General features: G+C 50.7%; 15 protein-coding genes and 2 pseudogenes. 8 read left to right on the top strand and 9 right to left on the bottom strand.

Annotation, left to right across the window (positions count from 1 at the left end; genetic code table 11):
* Together BFF42_RS07960 and trmL are read left to right on the top strand one after the other, a co-directional pair.
* Positions 1-134: pseudogene (locus BFF42_RS07960) on the top strand (IS110 family transposase); the annotation flags it as partial.
* Between the two features lie 165 nt (positions 135-299).
* Positions 300-773, top strand: coding sequence for a tRNA (uridine(34)/cytosine(34)/5-carboxymethylaminomethyluridine(34)-2'-O)-methyltransferase TrmL (gene trmL / locus BFF42_RS07955; RefSeq protein WP_000932346.1), 474 nt, complete (start codon positions 300-302; stop codon positions 771-773).
* 52 nt (positions 774-825) lie between these two features.
* Here trmL and cysE read toward each other — a convergent pair whose 3' ends face one another.
* The 5 genes and pseudogenes from cysE to BFF42_RS07930 form a co-directional block, all read right to left on the bottom strand.
* Entirely contained in the window at positions 826-1647 is an 822-nt protein-coding gene (gene cysE / locus BFF42_RS07950) for a serine O-acetyltransferase (protein ID WP_001277561.1), read from the bottom strand.
* A 79-nt stretch (positions 1648-1726) separates the two neighbouring features.
* Positions 1727-2745 (bottom strand): annotated as a pseudogene (gene gpsA, locus BFF42_RS07945) (NAD(P)H-dependent glycerol-3-phosphate dehydrogenase).
* Complete coding sequence (gene secB / locus BFF42_RS07940) at positions 2745-3212, bottom strand: protein-export chaperone SecB (protein WP_000003377.1); 468 nt, start codon at positions 3210-3212, stop codon at positions 2745-2747. Before secB ends, gpsA begins: the two are co-directional and overlap by 1 nt.
* A 62-nt stretch (positions 3213-3274) precedes the next feature.
* Positions 3275-3526 (bottom strand): glutaredoxin 3, encoded by a 252-nt coding sequence (gene grxC, locus BFF42_RS07935; RefSeq protein ID WP_000024392.1) that lies wholly within the window; start codon positions 3524-3526, stop codon positions 3275-3277.
* A 141-nt stretch (positions 3527-3667) separates the two neighbouring features.
* Complete coding sequence (locus BFF42_RS07930) at positions 3668-4099, bottom strand: rhodanese-like domain-containing protein (RefSeq protein WP_001156181.1); 432 nt, start codon at positions 4097-4099, stop codon at positions 3668-3670.
* A gap of 244 nt (positions 4100-4343) precedes the next feature.
* Between BFF42_RS07930 and gpmM the strand changes: the two genes are divergently transcribed.
* Genes gpmM through BFF42_RS07915 form a run of 3 tightly spaced genes read left to right on the top strand, consistent with a single transcriptional unit; the run spans position 4344 to position 8144 of the window.
* Positions 4344-5888 (top strand): 2,3-bisphosphoglycerate-independent phosphoglycerate mutase, encoded by a 1545-nt coding sequence (gpmM, locus tag BFF42_RS07925; protein WP_000116565.1) that lies wholly within the window; start codon positions 4344-4346, stop codon positions 5886-5888.
* Between the two features lie 33 nt (positions 5889-5921).
* Positions 5922-7181, top strand: a complete 1260-nt coding sequence (envC, locus tag BFF42_RS07920) for a murein hydrolase activator EnvC (RefSeq protein WP_005055324.1) — start codon at positions 5922-5924, stop codon at positions 7179-7181.
* A 3-nt stretch (positions 7182-7184) separates the two neighbouring features.
* A complete protein-coding gene (locus BFF42_RS07915) occupies positions 7185-8144 on the top strand; it encodes a divergent polysaccharide deacetylase family protein (RefSeq protein WP_000483851.1) in 960 nt (319 codons plus the stop codon).
* Here the strand turns inward: BFF42_RS07915 and waaH are convergent.
* The 3 genes from waaH to kbl form a co-directional block, all read right to left on the bottom strand.
* Positions 8131-9165 (bottom strand): UDP-glucuronate:LPS(HepIII) glycosyltransferase, encoded by a 1035-nt coding sequence (gene waaH, locus BFF42_RS07910; protein WP_000982104.1) that lies wholly within the window; start codon positions 9163-9165, stop codon positions 8131-8133. The genes BFF42_RS07915 and waaH overlap by 14 nt on opposite strands.
* Positions 9166-9403: 238 nt before the next feature.
* Positions 9404-10429 carry an L-threonine 3-dehydrogenase gene (tdh, locus tag BFF42_RS07905; RefSeq protein WP_000646014.1) on the bottom strand — a complete coding sequence of 342 codons (1026 nt, stop codon included), beginning with the start codon at positions 10427-10429 and terminating at the stop codon, positions 9404-9406.
* A gap of 9 nt (positions 10430-10438) precedes the next feature.
* The gene (kbl, locus tag BFF42_RS07900; RefSeq protein WP_001213833.1) at positions 10439-11635 is read right to left on the bottom strand and encodes a glycine C-acetyltransferase; all 1197 of its coding nucleotides are present in this window, start codon (positions 11633-11635) and stop codon (positions 10439-10441) included.
* Between the two features lie 213 nt (positions 11636-11848).
* Here kbl and rfaD point away from each other — a divergent pair, with 213 nt between their 5' ends.
* From rfaD to rfaC, 3 genes are read left to right on the top strand one after another with little or no spacing between them, the layout of a single operon-like run.
* Positions 11849-12781, top strand: a complete 933-nt coding sequence (rfaD, locus tag BFF42_RS07895; protein ID WP_000587750.1) for an ADP-glyceromanno-heptose 6-epimerase — start codon at positions 11849-11851, stop codon at positions 12779-12781.
* Positions 12782-12790: 9 nt separating this feature from the next.
* Positions 12791-13837: an ADP-heptose--LPS heptosyltransferase RfaF gene (rfaF, locus tag BFF42_RS07890; RefSeq protein WP_000699231.1), complete on the top strand. Its 1047-nt coding sequence runs from the start codon at positions 12791-12793 to the stop codon at positions 13835-13837.
* A 3-nt stretch (positions 13838-13840) separates the two neighbouring features.
* Positions 13841-14821: a lipopolysaccharide heptosyltransferase RfaC gene (gene rfaC, locus BFF42_RS07885; protein ID WP_001264567.1), complete on the top strand. Its 981-nt coding sequence runs from the start codon at positions 13841-13843 to the stop codon at positions 14819-14821.
* A 69-nt stretch (positions 14822-14890) separates the two neighbouring features.
* Here rfaC and BFF42_RS07880 read toward each other — a convergent pair whose 3' ends face one another.
* Positions 14891-16144 (bottom strand): O-antigen ligase family protein, encoded by a 1254-nt coding sequence (locus tag BFF42_RS07880; RefSeq protein WP_005009053.1) that lies wholly within the window; start codon positions 16142-16144, stop codon positions 14891-14893.
* Positions 16145-16151 lie beyond the last annotated feature (7 nt).

Raw genomic sequence — 16151 nt, 5'->3', positions numbered from 1 at the left:
GGGCTTACTACACCCGCAAAATGAGTCAGGGAAAACGACACAATCAGGCGCTTATCGCCCTGGCGAGACGACGCTGCGACGTTCTGTTCGCCATGATGCGCGACGGGACTTTTTATACCCCGCAGGGGTCATAACATGCTTGACAACTTAATAGGGGCACCCCCCTAACCCTCTCCCTCAGGGAGCTGTCTCTTGATCAGATCTCCTGATCAAGAGACAGGGGGAGGGCCGGGGTGAGGGGAAAAGGCCGCACGGTTCACCAATTTTCTGCTATCCTGCCCCCGCACTAAGGGGGCAGTATGCTAAACATCGTACTTTACGAACCAGAAATTCCGCCAAATACTGGCAACATCATCCGTCTTTGCGCTAATACCGGCTTTCGTCTGCATATCATCGAACCGATGGGATTTGCCTGGGACGATAAGCGCCTGCGCCGCGCGGGGCTGGACTATCACGAGTTTACCGCCGTTACGCGTCATCATGACTATCGCGCGTTCCTCGAAGCAGAAAATCCCCAGCGCCTGTTTGCCCTCACCACGAAAGGTACGCCTGCTCACAGCGCCGTAAGCTATCAGGATGGCGATTATCTGATGTTCGGCCCGGAAACACGCGGCCTGCCAGCGAGCATTCTTGATGCCCTGCCCGCTGAACAAAAAATTCGCATTCCGATGGTGCCGGACAGCCGCAGCATGAATCTGTCCAATGCGGTGTCGGTAGTGGTGTATGAAGCCTGGCGGCAGCTGGGATATCCGGGAGCGTTGTTGAGAGATTAGTTACTGTATGCCGGATAGATGATTACATCGCATCCGGCACGATCACAGGACATTAGATCCCATCCCCATACTCAAATGTATGGTTAATACCGTTGAAATGCTGGTCCATATCCATTGATGGCTTATCGCTGTCTGGTTTACCGACAATACGAGCCGGAACGCCAGCGGCGGTTGTATGCGGCGGCACCGGTTGCAGCACCACGGAACCTGCGCCAATCTTCGCGCCGCGACCAACTTCAATATTGCCGAGGATTTTCGCGCCCGCGCCAATCATCACACCTTCACGAATTTTCGGGTGACGGTCACCACCAGATTTACCCGTACCGCCAAGCGTCACAGATTGCAGAATCGATACGTCGTTTTCAATTACCGCCGTTTCACCCACAACGATGCCCGTGGCGTGGTCGAGCATAATGCCACGGCCAATTTTTGCTGCCGGGTGAATATCGACCTGGAACGTCACAGAAACCTGGTTTTGCAGAAAGATTGCCAATGCGCGACGCCCCTGATTCCACAACCAGTGACCGATGCGATAGGCCTGCAAGGCATGAAAACCCTTCAGGTATAACAACGGGGTTGAGTATTTATCGACTGCCGGGTCGCGGGTACGCACCGCCTGAATATCACAGGCCGCAGAGGCGATCATTTCCGGGTCAGCGGCGTAGGCTTCTTCCACCACTTCACGGATAGCAATAGCAGGCATAATTGGCGATGACAGCTTGTTCGCCAGCATGTAGCTCAGTGCACTACCAAGGTTTTCGTGCTTGAGTAGCGTCGCGTGGTAAAAACTGGCCAGCATTGGCTCACAGTCCGCCAGCGTTCTGGCTTCGGCTTTAATATTGTTCCAGACAATTTCCAGTTCTTCACACGACATTACTTACTCCACACGATGAGATAATGACCGGCCCGTTCTGCGCGGGCCGGGTCATAGCGGTAACAAAGGTTCCCTGGGGTTAGTGGCTGCTGCGCTCGTCCTTGCGTGCACGACCTAATAACGTCAATGCTGCCTCGCGCGCGTTTTTTCCGCAATATAATACTTGATAAATTTCCTCGGTTATTGGCATTTCTACGCCGAAGCGATGCGCCAGTTCGCGGACTTCTTTCGTATTGCGGTAGCCTTCCACCACCTGACCAATCTTCTCCTGCGCGCTTTGTACATCCATGCCCTGACCGAGCATCATGCCAAAACGGCGGTTACGCGACTGGTTGTCGGTACAGGTAAGCACAAGATCGCCCAGCCCCGCCATGCCCATAAAGGTGGCAGGCTCGGCACCCAGCGCCGCGCCAAGACGCGACATTTCAGCCAGCCCACGGGTGATCAGTGCCGTACGCGCATTCGCACCAAAACCGATACCGTCGGACATCCCCGCGCCAATGGCAATGACGTTTTTCACCGCACCGCCAAGCTGCACACCGATGAAATCCGGGTTGCTGTAAACGCGGAAACTTTTGCCACAGTGCAGCAATTGTTGGAGATCATCGGCAAAGGTCTGGTCGGTAGAGGCCAACGAAATAGCCGTCGGTAAACCTGCCGCCAGTTCTTTCGCAAACGTTGGGCCAGAGATAACCGCCAGCGGAATTTGATCGCCTAAGGCCTCACGCGCCACGTCCTGTAACAGACGTCCGGTTTCCGCTTCCAGCCCTTTGGTCGCCCACACCAGACGCGCATCAGGACGCATCAGCGGTTTAATCTGGCGCAGCACTTCACCAAAGACATGGCTGGGTACGACGACGAGAATATTACGGCTGGCTGCCAGCGCAGTGGCGAGATCGCTTTCAAGATGGAGCGTATCGGGAAAAGGCACATCGGGGAGAAACGCGGCGTTACAGCGGTCGCGTTCAAGCGTTGCGATATGTTCAGGGTCATGGCCCCAGAGGACAACCTCGTGGCCATTTCTTGCCAGGGTAATGGCAAGAGCGTGCCGTACGAGCCGGCACCGATCACAGTCATTGAAGCATTACGTTGGTTCATCAGGCATCCTGATGTTCTTCAGTACCTTCGCCAGCCTGCTGCTGCAAATAGTTCATGAACAGCGCATCGAAGTTAACCGGCGCAAGGTTCAGTTGCGGGAATGTACCGCGGGATACCATGCTGGTGATGCACTCACGAGCATACGGGAACAGAATGTTCGGGCAGTATGCGCCCAGGCAATGTGCCATCTGGGTGCCTTCGATACCCGCGATGGAGAAAATACCGCCCTGCTGAACTTCACACAGGAACGCGGTTTCTTCGCCCAGGGAGGCCGTTACGGTAACACGCAGTACCACTTCGTATACGTCATCTGCCAGTTGGGAAGATGCCGTATCCAGATCAAGTTTAACTTCTGGTTGCCAATCTTTCTGGAAAACGTGCGGCGCGTTCGGCGCTTCGAAAGAGATATCCTTGGTATAAATACGTTGGATCTGGAAAGTCATTTCAGTGTTGTTTTGTTCTGACATGTGTAGAAAACCCTTAAGTGTTGTCCTTAAATACTGCGCAATGTAATGCCAACGTTCACACGTTATTTCAGCAGGGGATCCAGTCCACCACGTGCATCCAATGCATACAAGTCATCACAGCCGCCAATGTGCTGTGCGTCAATAAAAATCTGGGGAACCGTGGTGCGACCGCTGCGTTTGATCATCTCTTCACGCTTGGCGGCATTGCCATCGATCGGCAACTCCTGAAAACTCACGCCCTTGCTGCTCAGCAGTGCTTTTGCACGATGGCAATACGGGCAGGTTTCTTTGGTATAGATTTCAACATTGGCCATAATTTAGCTCCTGTTTTTTTACCCTGAAATTTCATGTTGCAGGGCGGCTGCAAAATGGAGTGTCCCCAGAAGCTTATAACAATAAGTCGCTGGGGGCCTAATTGCAGCTAACGGCCTGCATCATGAAAGACGACAGGTAAATTATTTGCCGCGCACCAGAGGCAAGTTTTCGCCAGCCCAGCCAGCAACGCCCTCTTTCAGCACGAATACTTGCGCAAAACCAGCTTTCGTCAGCGCGTTTGCAGGCTCCTGGCACTGCATGCCAGAACCGTCTACCACGATAACCGGTTTGTCTTTGTGCTTCTCAAGCTCACCAACATTGTTGGCTTTGATTTCGCTCGGCAACAGATTGATAGAACCTGCTATATGGCCTTTACGGAAGTCATCACGCTGACGTAAATCCACAACCACAGCGTCTTCTTTGTTGATCAGACGCGTAGCTTCACCACGAGTAATCACCTTCACTTTCGAGGTCAGGCTCTTAAACGTAGTCACAAGAACCGCCACCAGTAACGCGATCCAGGCGATACTCAGTATGGGATGACGGCCAACAAATTGCATAATTTCTTGCATGGGGGGTAACAACTCCCGACGTAGTGATTAAAAAAACCAGGAAAGGAGTATACCTGCGCGGTGCGGCAAATACAGCCAGCGCGTTAACTGGAATGCAATTTTGCGGGGCACGACGAAAAAAAAGCGCAAATCTGGCATCGGCTTGCCGCGAGCGGTCGTATATTTTGATCTTCAGAGGCTATTTTATCGATTCAGCTGTAGTAAAATTACGCAAATTTTGACTCTTGAGTATGAGGTTGTCGCAATGTCGGTTTCTAAAAAACCTATGGTACTGGTGATTCTGGATGGCTATGGCTATCGTGAAGAACAGCAGGATAACGCCATTTTTAGTGCTAAAACCCCGGTAATGGATGCACTGTGGGCCAATCGTCCGCATACCCTGATCGACGCTTCCGGTCTGGAAGTCGGTCTGCCTGACCGTCAGATGGGTAACTCCGAAGTAGGCCACGTTAACCTGGGTGCCGGCCGCATCGTGTATCAGGACCTGACTCGTCTGGACGTTGAAATCAAAGATCGCGCTTTCTTTGCTAATCCAGTGCTGACTGGCGCGGTAGATAAAGCGAAAAACGCAGGTAAAGCAGTACACATTATGGGTCTGCTCTCCGCAGGCGGCGTACACAGCCACGAAGATCACATCATGGCGATGGTAGAACTGGCAGCTGAACGCGGCGCAGAAAAAATCTACCTGCACGCATTCCTTGACGGTCGCGACACCCCGCCGCGCAGTGCTGAATCCTCGCTGAAAAAATTTGAAGAGAAATTTGCTGCGCTGGGTAAAGGCCGCGTAGCGTCCATCATTGGTCGTTACTACGCGATGGACCGCGATAACCGTTGGGATCGCGTTGAAAAAGCCTATGACCTGCTGACTCTGGCGCAGGGTGAGTTCCAGGCCGATACTGCCGTTGCTGGTTTGCAGGCAGCTTATGCTCGCGACGAAAACGACGAGTTCGTGAAAGCGACCGTTATTCGTGCAGAAGGTCAGCCAGATGCGGCAATGGAAGACGGCGATGCGCTGATTTTCATGAACTTCCGTGCTGACCGCGCGCGCGAAATCACTCGTGCATTCGTAAACGCAGATTTCGACGGCTTCGCGCGTAAGAAAGTGGTTAACGTCGATTTCGTGATGCTGACCGAATACGCCGCTGACATCAAAACTGCGGTTGCTTACCCACCCGCTTCCCTGGTTAACACCTTCGGCGAGTGGATGGCGAAAAACGACAAAACTCAGTTGCGTATTTCCGAAACCGAAAAATATGCCCACGTTACTTTCTTCTTCAACGGTGGCGTAGAAGAGTCATTCAAAGGCGAAGATCGCATTCTGATCAACTCACCGAAAGTGGCTACCTACGATCTGCAACCGGAAATGAGCTCCGCAGAGCTGACCGAAAAACTGGTTGCGGCCATCAAGAGCGGCAAATACGACACCATTATCTGTAACTATCCGAACGGCGACATGGTAGGTCACACCGGGGTGATGGAAGCGGCGGTTAAAGCGGTTGAAGCACTGGATCACTGCGTGGAAGAAGTCGCGAAAGCGGTTGAGTCCGTGGGTGGACAACTGCTGATCACCGCTGACCACGGTAACGCTGAACAGATGCGCGATCCGGCAACGGGTCAGGCACACACGGCACACACCAACCTGCCAGTTCCGCTGATTTACGTTGGTGATAAGAACGTGAAAGCGGTTGCAGGCGGCAAACTTTCTGACATCGCGCCGACCATGTTGTCGCTGATGGGTATGGAAATCCCGCAAGAGATGACTGGTAAGCCGCTGTTCATCGTGGAATAATCCCTCCCCATGAGGGGAAAGGCGATTAATACCATGACACGGGCCGTGAAACCGCGCAGGTTTGCAATCAGGCCCATCATCTACGCCAGCGTTCTTAGCGCTGGCGTATTGTTGTGCGCCTTTTCCGCCCACGCGGATGAGCGTGACCAACTCAAATCTATTCAGGCCGATATCGCCGCAAAAGAGCGCGCGGTACGCCAAAAGCAACAACAACGCGCAAGCCTGCTCGCACAATTGAAAAAGCAGGAAGAAGCGATCTCTGAAGCCACCCGTAAGCTGCGCGAAACGCAAAACACGCTCAATCAACTCAATAAACAGATTGATGAGATGAACGCGTCGATTGCCAAACTGGAGCAGCAAAAAGCCGCCCAGGAGCGCAGCCTCGCCGCACAACTGGATGCCGCATTCCGTCAGGGCGAGCATACCGGTATTCAGCTAATTCTCAGCGGTGAAGAAAGCCAGTGTGGACAGCGTTTACAGGCTTATTTCGGCTATCTCAACCAGGCGCGACAAGAAACCATTGCCCAGTTGAAGCAAACGCGTGAAGAAGTCGCCATGCAGCGTGCTGAACTGGAAGAGAAACAAAGCGAGCAACAAACGCTGTTATATGAACAGCGCGCCCAACAGGCGAAACTGACTCAGGCTCTGAACGAGCGTAAAAAGACGCTGGCGGGGCTGGAATCTTCCATCCAGCAAGGTCAGCAGCAGCTAAGTGAACTGCGTGCCAACGAATCCCGTCTGCGTAACAGCATTGCCCGTGCGGAAGCCGCGGCGAAAGCGCGTGCTGAACGAGAAGCGCGTGAGGCCCAGGCGGTTCGCGACCGCCAGAAAGAAGCGACGCGCAAAGGCACCACCTACAAACCGACCGAAAGCGAAAAATCGCTGATGTCCCGAACTGGTGGTCTGGGTGCGCCGCGTGGTCAGGCATTCTGGCCGGTTCGCGGGCCGACGCTGCATCGCTATGGCGAGCAGCTACAGGGTGAATTACGCTGGAAAGGGATGGTTATCGGTGCCTCTGAAGGTACTGAAGTTAAAGCAATTGCCGACGGTCGAGTGATTCTGGCTGACTGGCTGCAAGGTTACGGTCTGGTGGTGGTGGTTGAGCACGGTAAAGGCGACATGAGTCTTTACGGCTATAATCAGAGCGCACTGGTGAGCGTTGGTTCGCAGGTTCGCGCGGGCCAGCCAATTGCACTGGTGGGCAGCAGTGGCGGTCAGGGTCGGCCTTCACTCTATTTCGAAATTCGCCGCCAGGGTCAGGCGGTCAATCCACAGCCGTGGTTGGGAAGATAAGTTTTGTTTCCATTTCGTCGTAACGTTCTTGCATTTGCCGCTCTGTTGGCGCTCTCCTCCCCCGTACTTGCTGGCAAACTTGCCATCGTCATTGATGATTTTGGGTATCGCCCGCACAACGAAAACCAGGTGCTGGCGATGCCCTCCGCTATCTCCGTCGCTGTATTACCCGATTCACCGCACGCCAGAGAGATGGCGACCAAAGCGCATAACAGCGGGCACGAAGTGTTGATTCATCTCCCGATGGCACCACTGAGTAAACAGCCGCTGGAGAAAAATACGCTGCGCCCGGAGATGAGCAGCGACGAAATTGAGCGCATTATTCGTAGTGCGGTCAATAACGTGCCCTATGCCGTGGGGATCAACAACCACATGGGTAGCAAGATGACCTCTAACCTGTTTGGTATGCAGAAAGTGATGCAGGCACTGGAGCGTTACAATCTTTACTTCCTCGACAGCGTAACCATCGGTAATACCCAGGCGATGCGCGCCGCGCAAGGTACTGGCGTGAAGGTTATTAAACGGAAGGTGTTCCTCGACGATTCGCAGAACGAAGCGGACATCCGTGTGCAATTTAATCGCGCAATTGATCTGGCGCGTCGCAACGGTTCAACCATTGCCATTGGGCATCCTCACCCTTTAACGGTACGCGTGCTACAACAGATGGTTTATAACCTGCCGCCAGACATTACGCTGGTGAAAGCCAGCAGCTTGCTGAATGAACCGCAGGTTGATACTTCTACACCGCCGAAAAACGCTGTGCCTGATGCACCGCGTAATCCGTTCCGTGGCGTGAAGCTGTGCAAACCGAAGAAACCGATAGAACCTGTTTATGCTAATCGCTTCTTTGAAGTATTAAGCGAAAGCATCAGCCAGAGCACGCTGATCGTTTACTTCCAGCATCAGTGGCAAGGCTGGGGTAAACAGCCCGAAGCGGCGAAGTTTAACGCTAGCGCAAATTAAAGGCGCTACGCGTAATGCGATGGTGCGACCGCGTTTTGTCGCGCCATTGCCATAAGCGGAAAGACCACAGTAACGCCTGGTAACCGACCTTCACGCTGCGCACATTGGTAATCAGGCGCTTATACATACCGGAAGTAAATATCTCGGCAATCATCCGTTGGCGGGTAAGAATATCCGGCTCTTTGCGCACCGCATGGCAAACACGCAATGCTTCGTAAGTTATTTGCTGATGAAATTCCGGATAAATCGTAATTTTGTCAGCATAATTTCGATTTAATTTCTCCAGCAGGCGGGTAATCTTAATATAGTGACGTTGATAATTAAGGTTTTTATTCCCTTGTCTATGCAACCGACTCACTGACGTATTATGCAGATAATATTTATATAATGATTGCTCGGTATATCGCGCACGCAGCGCGTTAAACATGAATTCTGTTGTCCAGACAATATCCTGATGATGTAATCCGGCAATAAATTTAATGTTATTTTTAACAATAACATCACGGCGATAAACCCCCATCCAGACAACGTGAGTCCAACGGCGCGAAGAAAGCCCCATCCGCAGCCAGTCCGGGCCGGTTAATACGCCGGTTGAGCGAAGGCGATCGCTGGGGATGGATTGCCAGGTTTCTCCCGTTTCACGAAAAGACCAGTCAGCGTTGCACTGCGCCACGTCGAGGTCGTCCTCTAACGCCATGGTCATCAGCGTTTCGTACATGGTGGGATAGACCTCATCGTCAGCATCGACAAAAGCGACATATTTGCCCGTCGCCACCTCGATCCCACGATTACGCGCTACCGATGCGCCAGCATTCGCCTGATGCAACAAACGAACGTGCGGATAGTTTTCTGCGTAATGCTTTGCTATTTCAACAGAATTATCCGTTGAACCATCGTTAATAATAATGATTTCCAGAGCAGTCCAGGTTTGCGTAATTAAAGATTCCATACAAGTGCGGAAATCATCGCCCGCATTATATAACGGAATAATAACACTAAGTTTATTGGTGCTGTTCATCATAAATTACCGACGACCTCTGAAGTTATCCTGACGTTTTACAGGCTTTGTATTAAGAAACTATTAAGCCTGTGAGATATTATTTTTACAGGTGAGAGAGTCACTTCAGGGTAGAGAGATAATGAGAACAGCTATATAAGAGATCAGCGCAATTACGAACTCTTTATTACACTGACAGGATTTTACATATTCAACAGATTATCCCCAGATAAAAGGGCTGGAATACCAGCCCTTGTTCGTGTTAATCCCAGCTCAGAATTACTTTCCCGGACTGGCCCGAACGCATAGCGTCAAAGCCCTTCTGGAAATCATCGATAGAGAAACGATGGGTAATGATCGGCGAGAGATCGAGGCCAGACTGAATCAGCGCCGCCATCTTGTACCAGGTTTCAAACATCTCACGACCGTAAATACCTTTAATGAACAAGCCTTTAAAGATCACTTTGGTCCAGTCGATAGACATATCAGACGGCGGAATACCCAGCATCGCAATACGGCCGCCGTGGTTCATGGTGTCAAGCATGGTACGAAACGCTGGCGGCGCACCGGACATTTCCAGACCGACATCAAAGCCTTCGGTCATGCCCAGTTCAGCCATCACATCATTAAGGTTTTCTTTCGCGACGTTAACCGCACGGGTGATACCCATTTTGCGCGCCAGCTCAAGGCGGTATTCGTTAACATCAGTGATCACCACATTGCGTGCACCAACGTGTTTCGCCACCGCCGCAGCCATAATACCTATCGGACCTGCACCAGAGACCAGCACATCCTCGCCAACCAGATCGAACGACAGCGCGGTATGCACGGCGTTACCGAAGGGATCAAAAATGGAAGCCAGGTCGTCGGAGATATTGTCTGGGATTTTGAAGGCGTTGAACGCCGGGATCACCAGATATTCGGCGAAGCAGCCCGGACGGTTAACGCCGACGCCGATCGTGTTGCGGCACAGATGGGTACGACCGCCACGACAGTTGCGACAGTGACCGCAGGTGATATGGCCTTCGCCAGAAACGCGATCGCCGATTTTGAAGCCTTTCACTTCCTGACCAATACCTACCACTTCACCGACATATTCATGGCCTACGACCATCGGCACCGGGATGGTTTTTTGCGACCACTCATCCCAGTTATAGATGTGAACGTCAGTCCCGCAGATGGCTGTTTTACGGATTTTAATCAGCAGATCGTTATGCCCGAGTTCCGGTACAGGGACGTCGGTCATCCAGATGCCCTCTTCCGCTTTCAGTTTGGATAACGCTTTCATCTCACATCCTCAGGCGATAACGCCCAGTTGTTTACCAATACGCGTGAATGCTTCTACTGCACGCGTAATTTGCTCAGGGGTATGCGCCGCAGACATCTGGGTACGAATACGCGCCTGACCTTTCGGAACGACCGGATAGAAGAAACCGGTGACGTAAATGCCCTCTTTTTGCAGCTCTCGGGCAAATTTCTGCGCCACTACCGCATCACCAAGTATGACCGGAATAATGGCGTGATCGGCTCCCGCCAGGGTAAAGCCCGCCGCCGACATTTGCTCACGGAACTGACGCGCGTTCGCCCACAGACGGTCACGCAGTTCGCTGCCCGCTTCGACCATCTCCAGTACTTTGATGGACGCGGCAACAATGGCCGGTGCCAGCGAGTTGGAGAACAGGTACGGACGAGAACGCTGGCGCAGCCACTCAACCACCTCTTTGCGCGCCGCGGTATAACCACCAGAAGCCCCGCCCAGCGCTTTACCAAGCGTACCGGTGATAATATCGACCCGGCCCATCACATCGCAGTATTCATGGGAACCACGACCATTTTCACCGACAAAACCGACCGCGTGGGAGTCATCCACCATCACCAAGGCATCGTATTTATCTGCCAGATCGCAAACGCCTTTCAGGTTGGCAATCACGCCGTCCATTGAGAACACACCATCGGTGGCAATCAGCACATGACGCGCACCGGCTTCACGCGCTTCTTTCAGACGTGCTTCCAGCTCCTGCATATCGTTGTTGGCATAGCGATAGCGTTTAGCTTTGCACAGACGCACACCATCAATAATAGACGCGTGGTTCAGTGCGTCGGAGATAATGGCGTCTTCCGCACCCAGCAGCGTTTCAAACAGTCCACCGTTAGCATCAAAGCAGGAAGAGTAGAGAATCGCATCTTCCATCCCCAGGAATGCCGCCAGTTTTTGTTCAAGCTCTTTATGGCTGTCCTGAGTGCCGCAAATAAAACGCACCGAAGCCATGCCGAAACCGTGAGAATCCATTCCCGCCTTTGCTGCCGCAATCAGATCCGGATGATTCGCCAGCCCGAGATAGTTGTTGGCACAAAAGTTAATGACGTGGCTTCCATCAGCCACAGTGATATCTGCTTGCTGCGCAGACGTAATAATGCGCTCTTCTTTAAACAACCCTTCCGCCCGTGCGGTTTCCAGATCGTTGGTTAACTGCTGATAAAATTCTCCACGCATTGCGATTCTCCAGACAGGGCAAATTCCAGCACATATTACCCAAACTTATACGTCGCGACGAGATGACGCGTTAACACTTCTGCAAAATTCAGGATAAATAACGTCCATCAATCTCACTTTTGGCGAATGGCTGAAGCCAACGCCGTATAGTGATATGATAGAAGTATTCGTGTCTGAGATTGTCTCTGACTCCATAATTCGAAGGTTACAGTTATGATCATCGTTACCGGCGGCGCGGGCTTTATCGGCAGCAACATCGTTAAGGCCCTGAATGATAAAGGCATCACCGATATTCTGGTGGTGGACAACCTGAAAGACGGCACCAAGTTTGTGAACCTGGTGGATCTGGATATCGCGGACTATATGGATAAGGAAGACTTCCTGATCCAGATTATGGCTGGCGAAGAGTTCGGCGATGTCGAAGCGATTTTCCACGAAGGCGCATGCTCTTCCACCACCGAGTGGGACGGCAAGTATATGATGGATAACAACTATCAATACTCCAAGGAGCTGCTGCACTACTGCCTAGAGCGCGAAATCCCGTTCCTGTACGCTTCTTCCGCAGCCACCTACGGCGGACGCACCTCCGACTTTATTGAATCCCGCGAGTACGAAAAACCGTTGAACGTCTACGGTTACTCAAAATTCCTGTTTGATGAATATGTTCGCCAAATCCTGCCTGAAGCGAACTCGCAGATTGTTGGCTTCCGCTATTTCAACGTTTATGGACCGCGTGAAGGCCATAAAGGCAGCATGGCGAGCGTCGCTTTCCATCTCAACACTCAGCTTAACAACGGTGAATCACCGAAGCTGTTTGAAGGTAGCGAGAACTTCAAACGTGACTTCGTCTATGTGGGCGACGTGGCAGATGTAAACCTGTGGTTCCTGGAAAATGGCGTTTCCGGTATCTTCAACCTCGGTACTGGTCGTGCGGAATCCTTCCAGGCCGTAGCAGATGCTACTCTGGCTTATCACAAGAAAGGCCAGATCGAATACATTCCGTTCCCGGATAAGCTGAAAGGCCGCTACCAGGCGTTCACTCAGGCAGATCTGACAAATCTGCGCGCGGCGGGTTACGACAAACCGTTCAAAACCGTTGCTGAAGGTGTAACGGAATACATGGCCTGGCTGAATCGCGACGCATAAGAGCTCTGCATGAAAATACTGGTGATCGGCCCGTCTTGGGTTGGCGACATGATGATGTCGCAAAGTCTCTATCGCACGCTCCAGGCGCGCTATCCCCAGGCGATAATCGATGTGATGGCACCGGCATGGTGCCGTCCATTATTATCGCGGATGCCGGAAGTTAACGAAGCTATCCCTATGCCTCTCGGTCACGGAGCGCTGGAAATCGGCGAACGCCGCAAACTGGGTCATAGCCTGCGTGAAAAGCGCTACGACCGCGCCTACGTCTTACCCAACTCCTTCAAATCTGCATTAGTGCCTTTCTTCGCGGGTATTCCTCATCGCACCGGCTGGCGCGGCGAGATGCGCTACGGTTTACTCAACGATGTACGCGTGCTCGATAAAGAAGCCTGGCCGCTAATGGTGGAACGCTATGTCGCGCTGGCCTATGACAAAGGCATTATGCGTACCGCACAAGATCTGCCGCAGCCATTGTTATGGCCGCAGTTGCAGGTGAGCGAAGGTGAAAAATCATATACCTGTAATCAATTTTCGCTTTCATCAGAACGTCCGATGATTGGCTTTTGCCCGGGTGCGGAGTTTGGTCCGGCAAAACGCTGGCCACACTACCACTATGCGGAACTGGCAAAGCAGCTGATTGATGAAGGTTATCAGGTGGTTCTGTTTGGCTCTGCGAAAGATCATGAAGCGGGCAATGAGATTCTTGCCGCTTTGAATACCGAGCAGCAGGCATGGTGTCGGAACCTGGCGGGGGAAACACAGCTTGATCAAGCGGTTATCCTGATTGCAGCCTGTAAAGCCATTGTCACTAACGATTCTGGCCTGATGCACGTTGCGGCGGCGCTCAATCGTCCGCTGGTTGCCCTGTATGGTCCAAGTAGCCCGGACTTCACACCGCCGCTATCCCATAAAGCGCGCGTGATCCGTCTGATTACCGGCTATCACAAAGTGCGTAAAGGTGACGCTGCGGAGGGTTATCACCAGAGCTTGATCGACATTACTCCCCAGCGCGTACTGGAAGAACTCAACACGCTATTGTTACAAGAGGAAGCCTGACGGATGCGGGTTTTGATCGTTAAAACATCGTCGATGGGCGATGTTCTCCATACGTTGCCCGCACTCACTGATGCCCAGCAGGCAATCCCAGGGATTAAGTTTGACTGGGTGGTGGAAGAAGGGTTCGCACAGATTCCTTCCTGGCACGCTGCCGTTGAGCGAGTTATTCCTGTGGCAATACGTCGCTGGCGTAAAGCCTGGTTCTCGGCCCCCATAAAAGCTGAACGCAAAGCGTTTCGTGAAGCGCTACAAGCAGAGAACTATGACGCAGTTATCGACGCTCAGGGGCTGGTAAAAAGCGCGGCACTGGTGACACGTCTGGCGCATGGCGTAAAGCATGGATTGGACTGGCAAACCGCTCGCGAACCTTTAGCCAGCCTGTTTTACAATTGTAAGCATCATATTGCAAAACAGCAGCACGCCGTAGAACGCACCCGCGAACTGTTTGCCAAAAGTTTGGGCTATAGCAAACCGCAAACCCAGGGCGATTATGCTATCGCACAGCATTTTCTGACGAACCTGCCTACAGATGCTGGCGAATATGCCGTATTTCTTCATGCGACGACCCGTGATGATAAACACTGGCCGGAAGAACACTGGCGAGAATTGATTGGTTTACTGGCTGATTCAGGAATACGGATTAAACTTCCGTGGGGCGCGCCGCATGAGGAAGAACGGGCGAAACGACTGGCGGAAGGATTTGATTATGTTGAAGTATTGCCGAAGATGAGTCTGGAAGGCGTTGCCCGCGTGCTGGCCGGGGCTAAATTTGTAGTGTCGGTGGATACGGGGTTAAGCCATTTAACGGCGGCACTGGATAGACCCAATATCACGGTTTATGGACCAACCGATCCGGGATTAATTGGTGGGTATGGGAAGAATCAGATGGTTTGTAGGGCTCCGGGGAATGAGTTGTCTCAATTGACAGCAAATGCTGTTAAGCGATTCATTGAAGAAAACGCTGAAAACGCTGCTATGATTTAAATTACAACCCCTTAATAGATAATTTTGAAATAAAATCAGCCTCCTTGCTGATTTTATTTCATATATTCATTACTTATCTAATAAATATTGGTCTGATTGTGCTTTAAAATAAGCACAAAGCAATATTATGGTGACAAACACAGCAGTCGGAACCGGTTTAGAAAAGAGTATTACATCACTTAGGCCTACTACCAGTAGTGAAAAAAGCAAGATTAAAATATAAGGTTCTTTAGCAGTTCTTAAGGCATATATGAGTATTGCTGAAAATGCTAAAATTGTTAATACAACTCCAGGAATACCACGCGTTGATAACGTATCTATGAGATCGTTATGCAAATGAGAATCTACAAAGGGTAAAGCGCCACTCAATCTAGGCTCTTTTTCTTCTAGCTCATGTATTTTTTCTGCACGTTTTTCCAGTGATTGTCCTATTGGAGAATATGTTTTTAAGCCAACTTCATACATTGCCAGACGGGCACCGACTGAAGTTCTGGTGTTATCATGCGAATAATTAACTAAATCGTTATTTAAGTCATTCATTCTCATAAGCAATGTATCTTTAAAAGAAAATACACCTGCTAATAATGCAATCGCAATAAAACAATATAACTTATAATTAATTCGCTTATTAATATAACTATCCATTACGATTAATATTAACGCAAAGAATGGAAACACTAATATGGCTGCACGCGTCTCAGTTACTATGACAGCACATAAGCTAAGCATGAAGTTAATTGTATATAATGTTGTTTTATGTCTAAAGTCGGATTTTAAAATGAGAATTGATGCCAGTAAAGAAGGAAAAAGGATGATGTAGCCTGCTGTTGTAGCGTGGGAAGCTGATAATGCAACACGGTCGACGTTTAAATAGAAATGTTGCCACATGGCATGCGCAAAAAAAAGTAACTGCGTTGCCAGGGATGCGAACAGAATTAGTTTCCCAAATTTTATTTTTGTTCTCATCTCATTTTTAGCAAAAAGAACTAAGAAAATAAAAGCGCTACACAAGGCAATTTTTCCTGTTTCCATTGGGCCACGATATGCATTGGTATAAACAGAGCCTGAAACTTTATAATGTGAATACCAGATGATATTTACGATACCCAAAAGACATAATGAGATGAAAATTAACAAAGTAGGATTATTAGTTATTGTTTTTTTTGGTGTCGCAAGAAAATACAATGCAGATATAATTCCAGCTGCATGAAGAAACTTTGTTGCAACATCATCCCATAAAGACAAAGTCATTAAAGAAAAAATACATAATATGAGAATTAAAGACTTTATACCAGAATTAATTTCATTCCAACAAAACGACATATAATTT

It is taken from the genome of Shigella sp. FC1661 (assembly GCF_001712525.1).
Classification (GTDB): Bacteria; Pseudomonadota; Gammaproteobacteria; order Enterobacterales; family Enterobacteriaceae; genus Escherichia; species Escherichia coli.
Note: the sequence above shows the minus strand (reverse complement) of the source record. Positions and strands in the feature narration are given on the sequence as shown.

Coding starts and splice junctions, on each gene's coding strand:
- trmL (WP_000932346.1), top strand. CDS start 300: ATGCTAAACATCGTACTTTACGAACCAGAAATTCCGCCAAATACTGGC.
- cysE (WP_001277561.1), bottom strand. CDS start 1,647: ATGTCGTGTGAAGAACTGGAAATTGTCTGGAACAATATTAAAGCCGAA.
- secB (WP_000003377.1), bottom strand. CDS start 3,212: ATGTCAGAACAAAACAACACTGAAATGACTTTCCAGATCCAACGTATT.
- grxC (WP_000024392.1), bottom strand. CDS start 3,526: ATGGCCAATGTTGAAATCTATACCAAAGAAACCTGCCCGTATTGCCAT.
- BFF42_RS07930 (WP_001156181.1), bottom strand. CDS start 4,099: ATGCAAGAAATTATGCAATTTGTTGGCCGTCATCCCATACTGAGTATC.
- gpmM (WP_000116565.1), top strand. CDS start 4,344: ATGTCGGTTTCTAAAAAACCTATGGTACTGGTGATTCTGGATGGCTAT.
- envC (WP_005055324.1), top strand. CDS start 5,922: ATGACACGGGCCGTGAAACCGCGCAGGTTTGCAATCAGGCCCATCATC.
- waaH (WP_000982104.1), bottom strand. CDS start 9,165: ATGATGAACAGCACCAATAAACTTAGTGTTATTATTCCGTTATATAAT.
- tdh (WP_000646014.1), bottom strand. CDS start 10,429: ATGAAAGCGTTATCCAAACTGAAAGCGGAAGAGGGCATCTGGATGACC.
- kbl (WP_001213833.1), bottom strand. CDS start 11,635: ATGCGTGGAGAATTTTATCAGCAGTTAACCAACGATCTGGAAACCGCA.
- rfaD (WP_000587750.1), top strand. CDS start 11,849: ATGATCATCGTTACCGGCGGCGCGGGCTTTATCGGCAGCAACATCGTT.
- rfaF (WP_000699231.1), top strand. CDS start 12,791: ATGAAAATACTGGTGATCGGCCCGTCTTGGGTTGGCGACATGATGATG.
- rfaC (WP_001264567.1), top strand. CDS start 13,841: ATGCGGGTTTTGATCGTTAAAACATCGTCGATGGGCGATGTTCTCCAT.
- BFF42_RS07880 (WP_005009053.1), bottom strand. CDS start 16,144: ATGTCGTTTTGTTGGAATGAAATTAATTCTGGTATAAAGTCTTTAATT.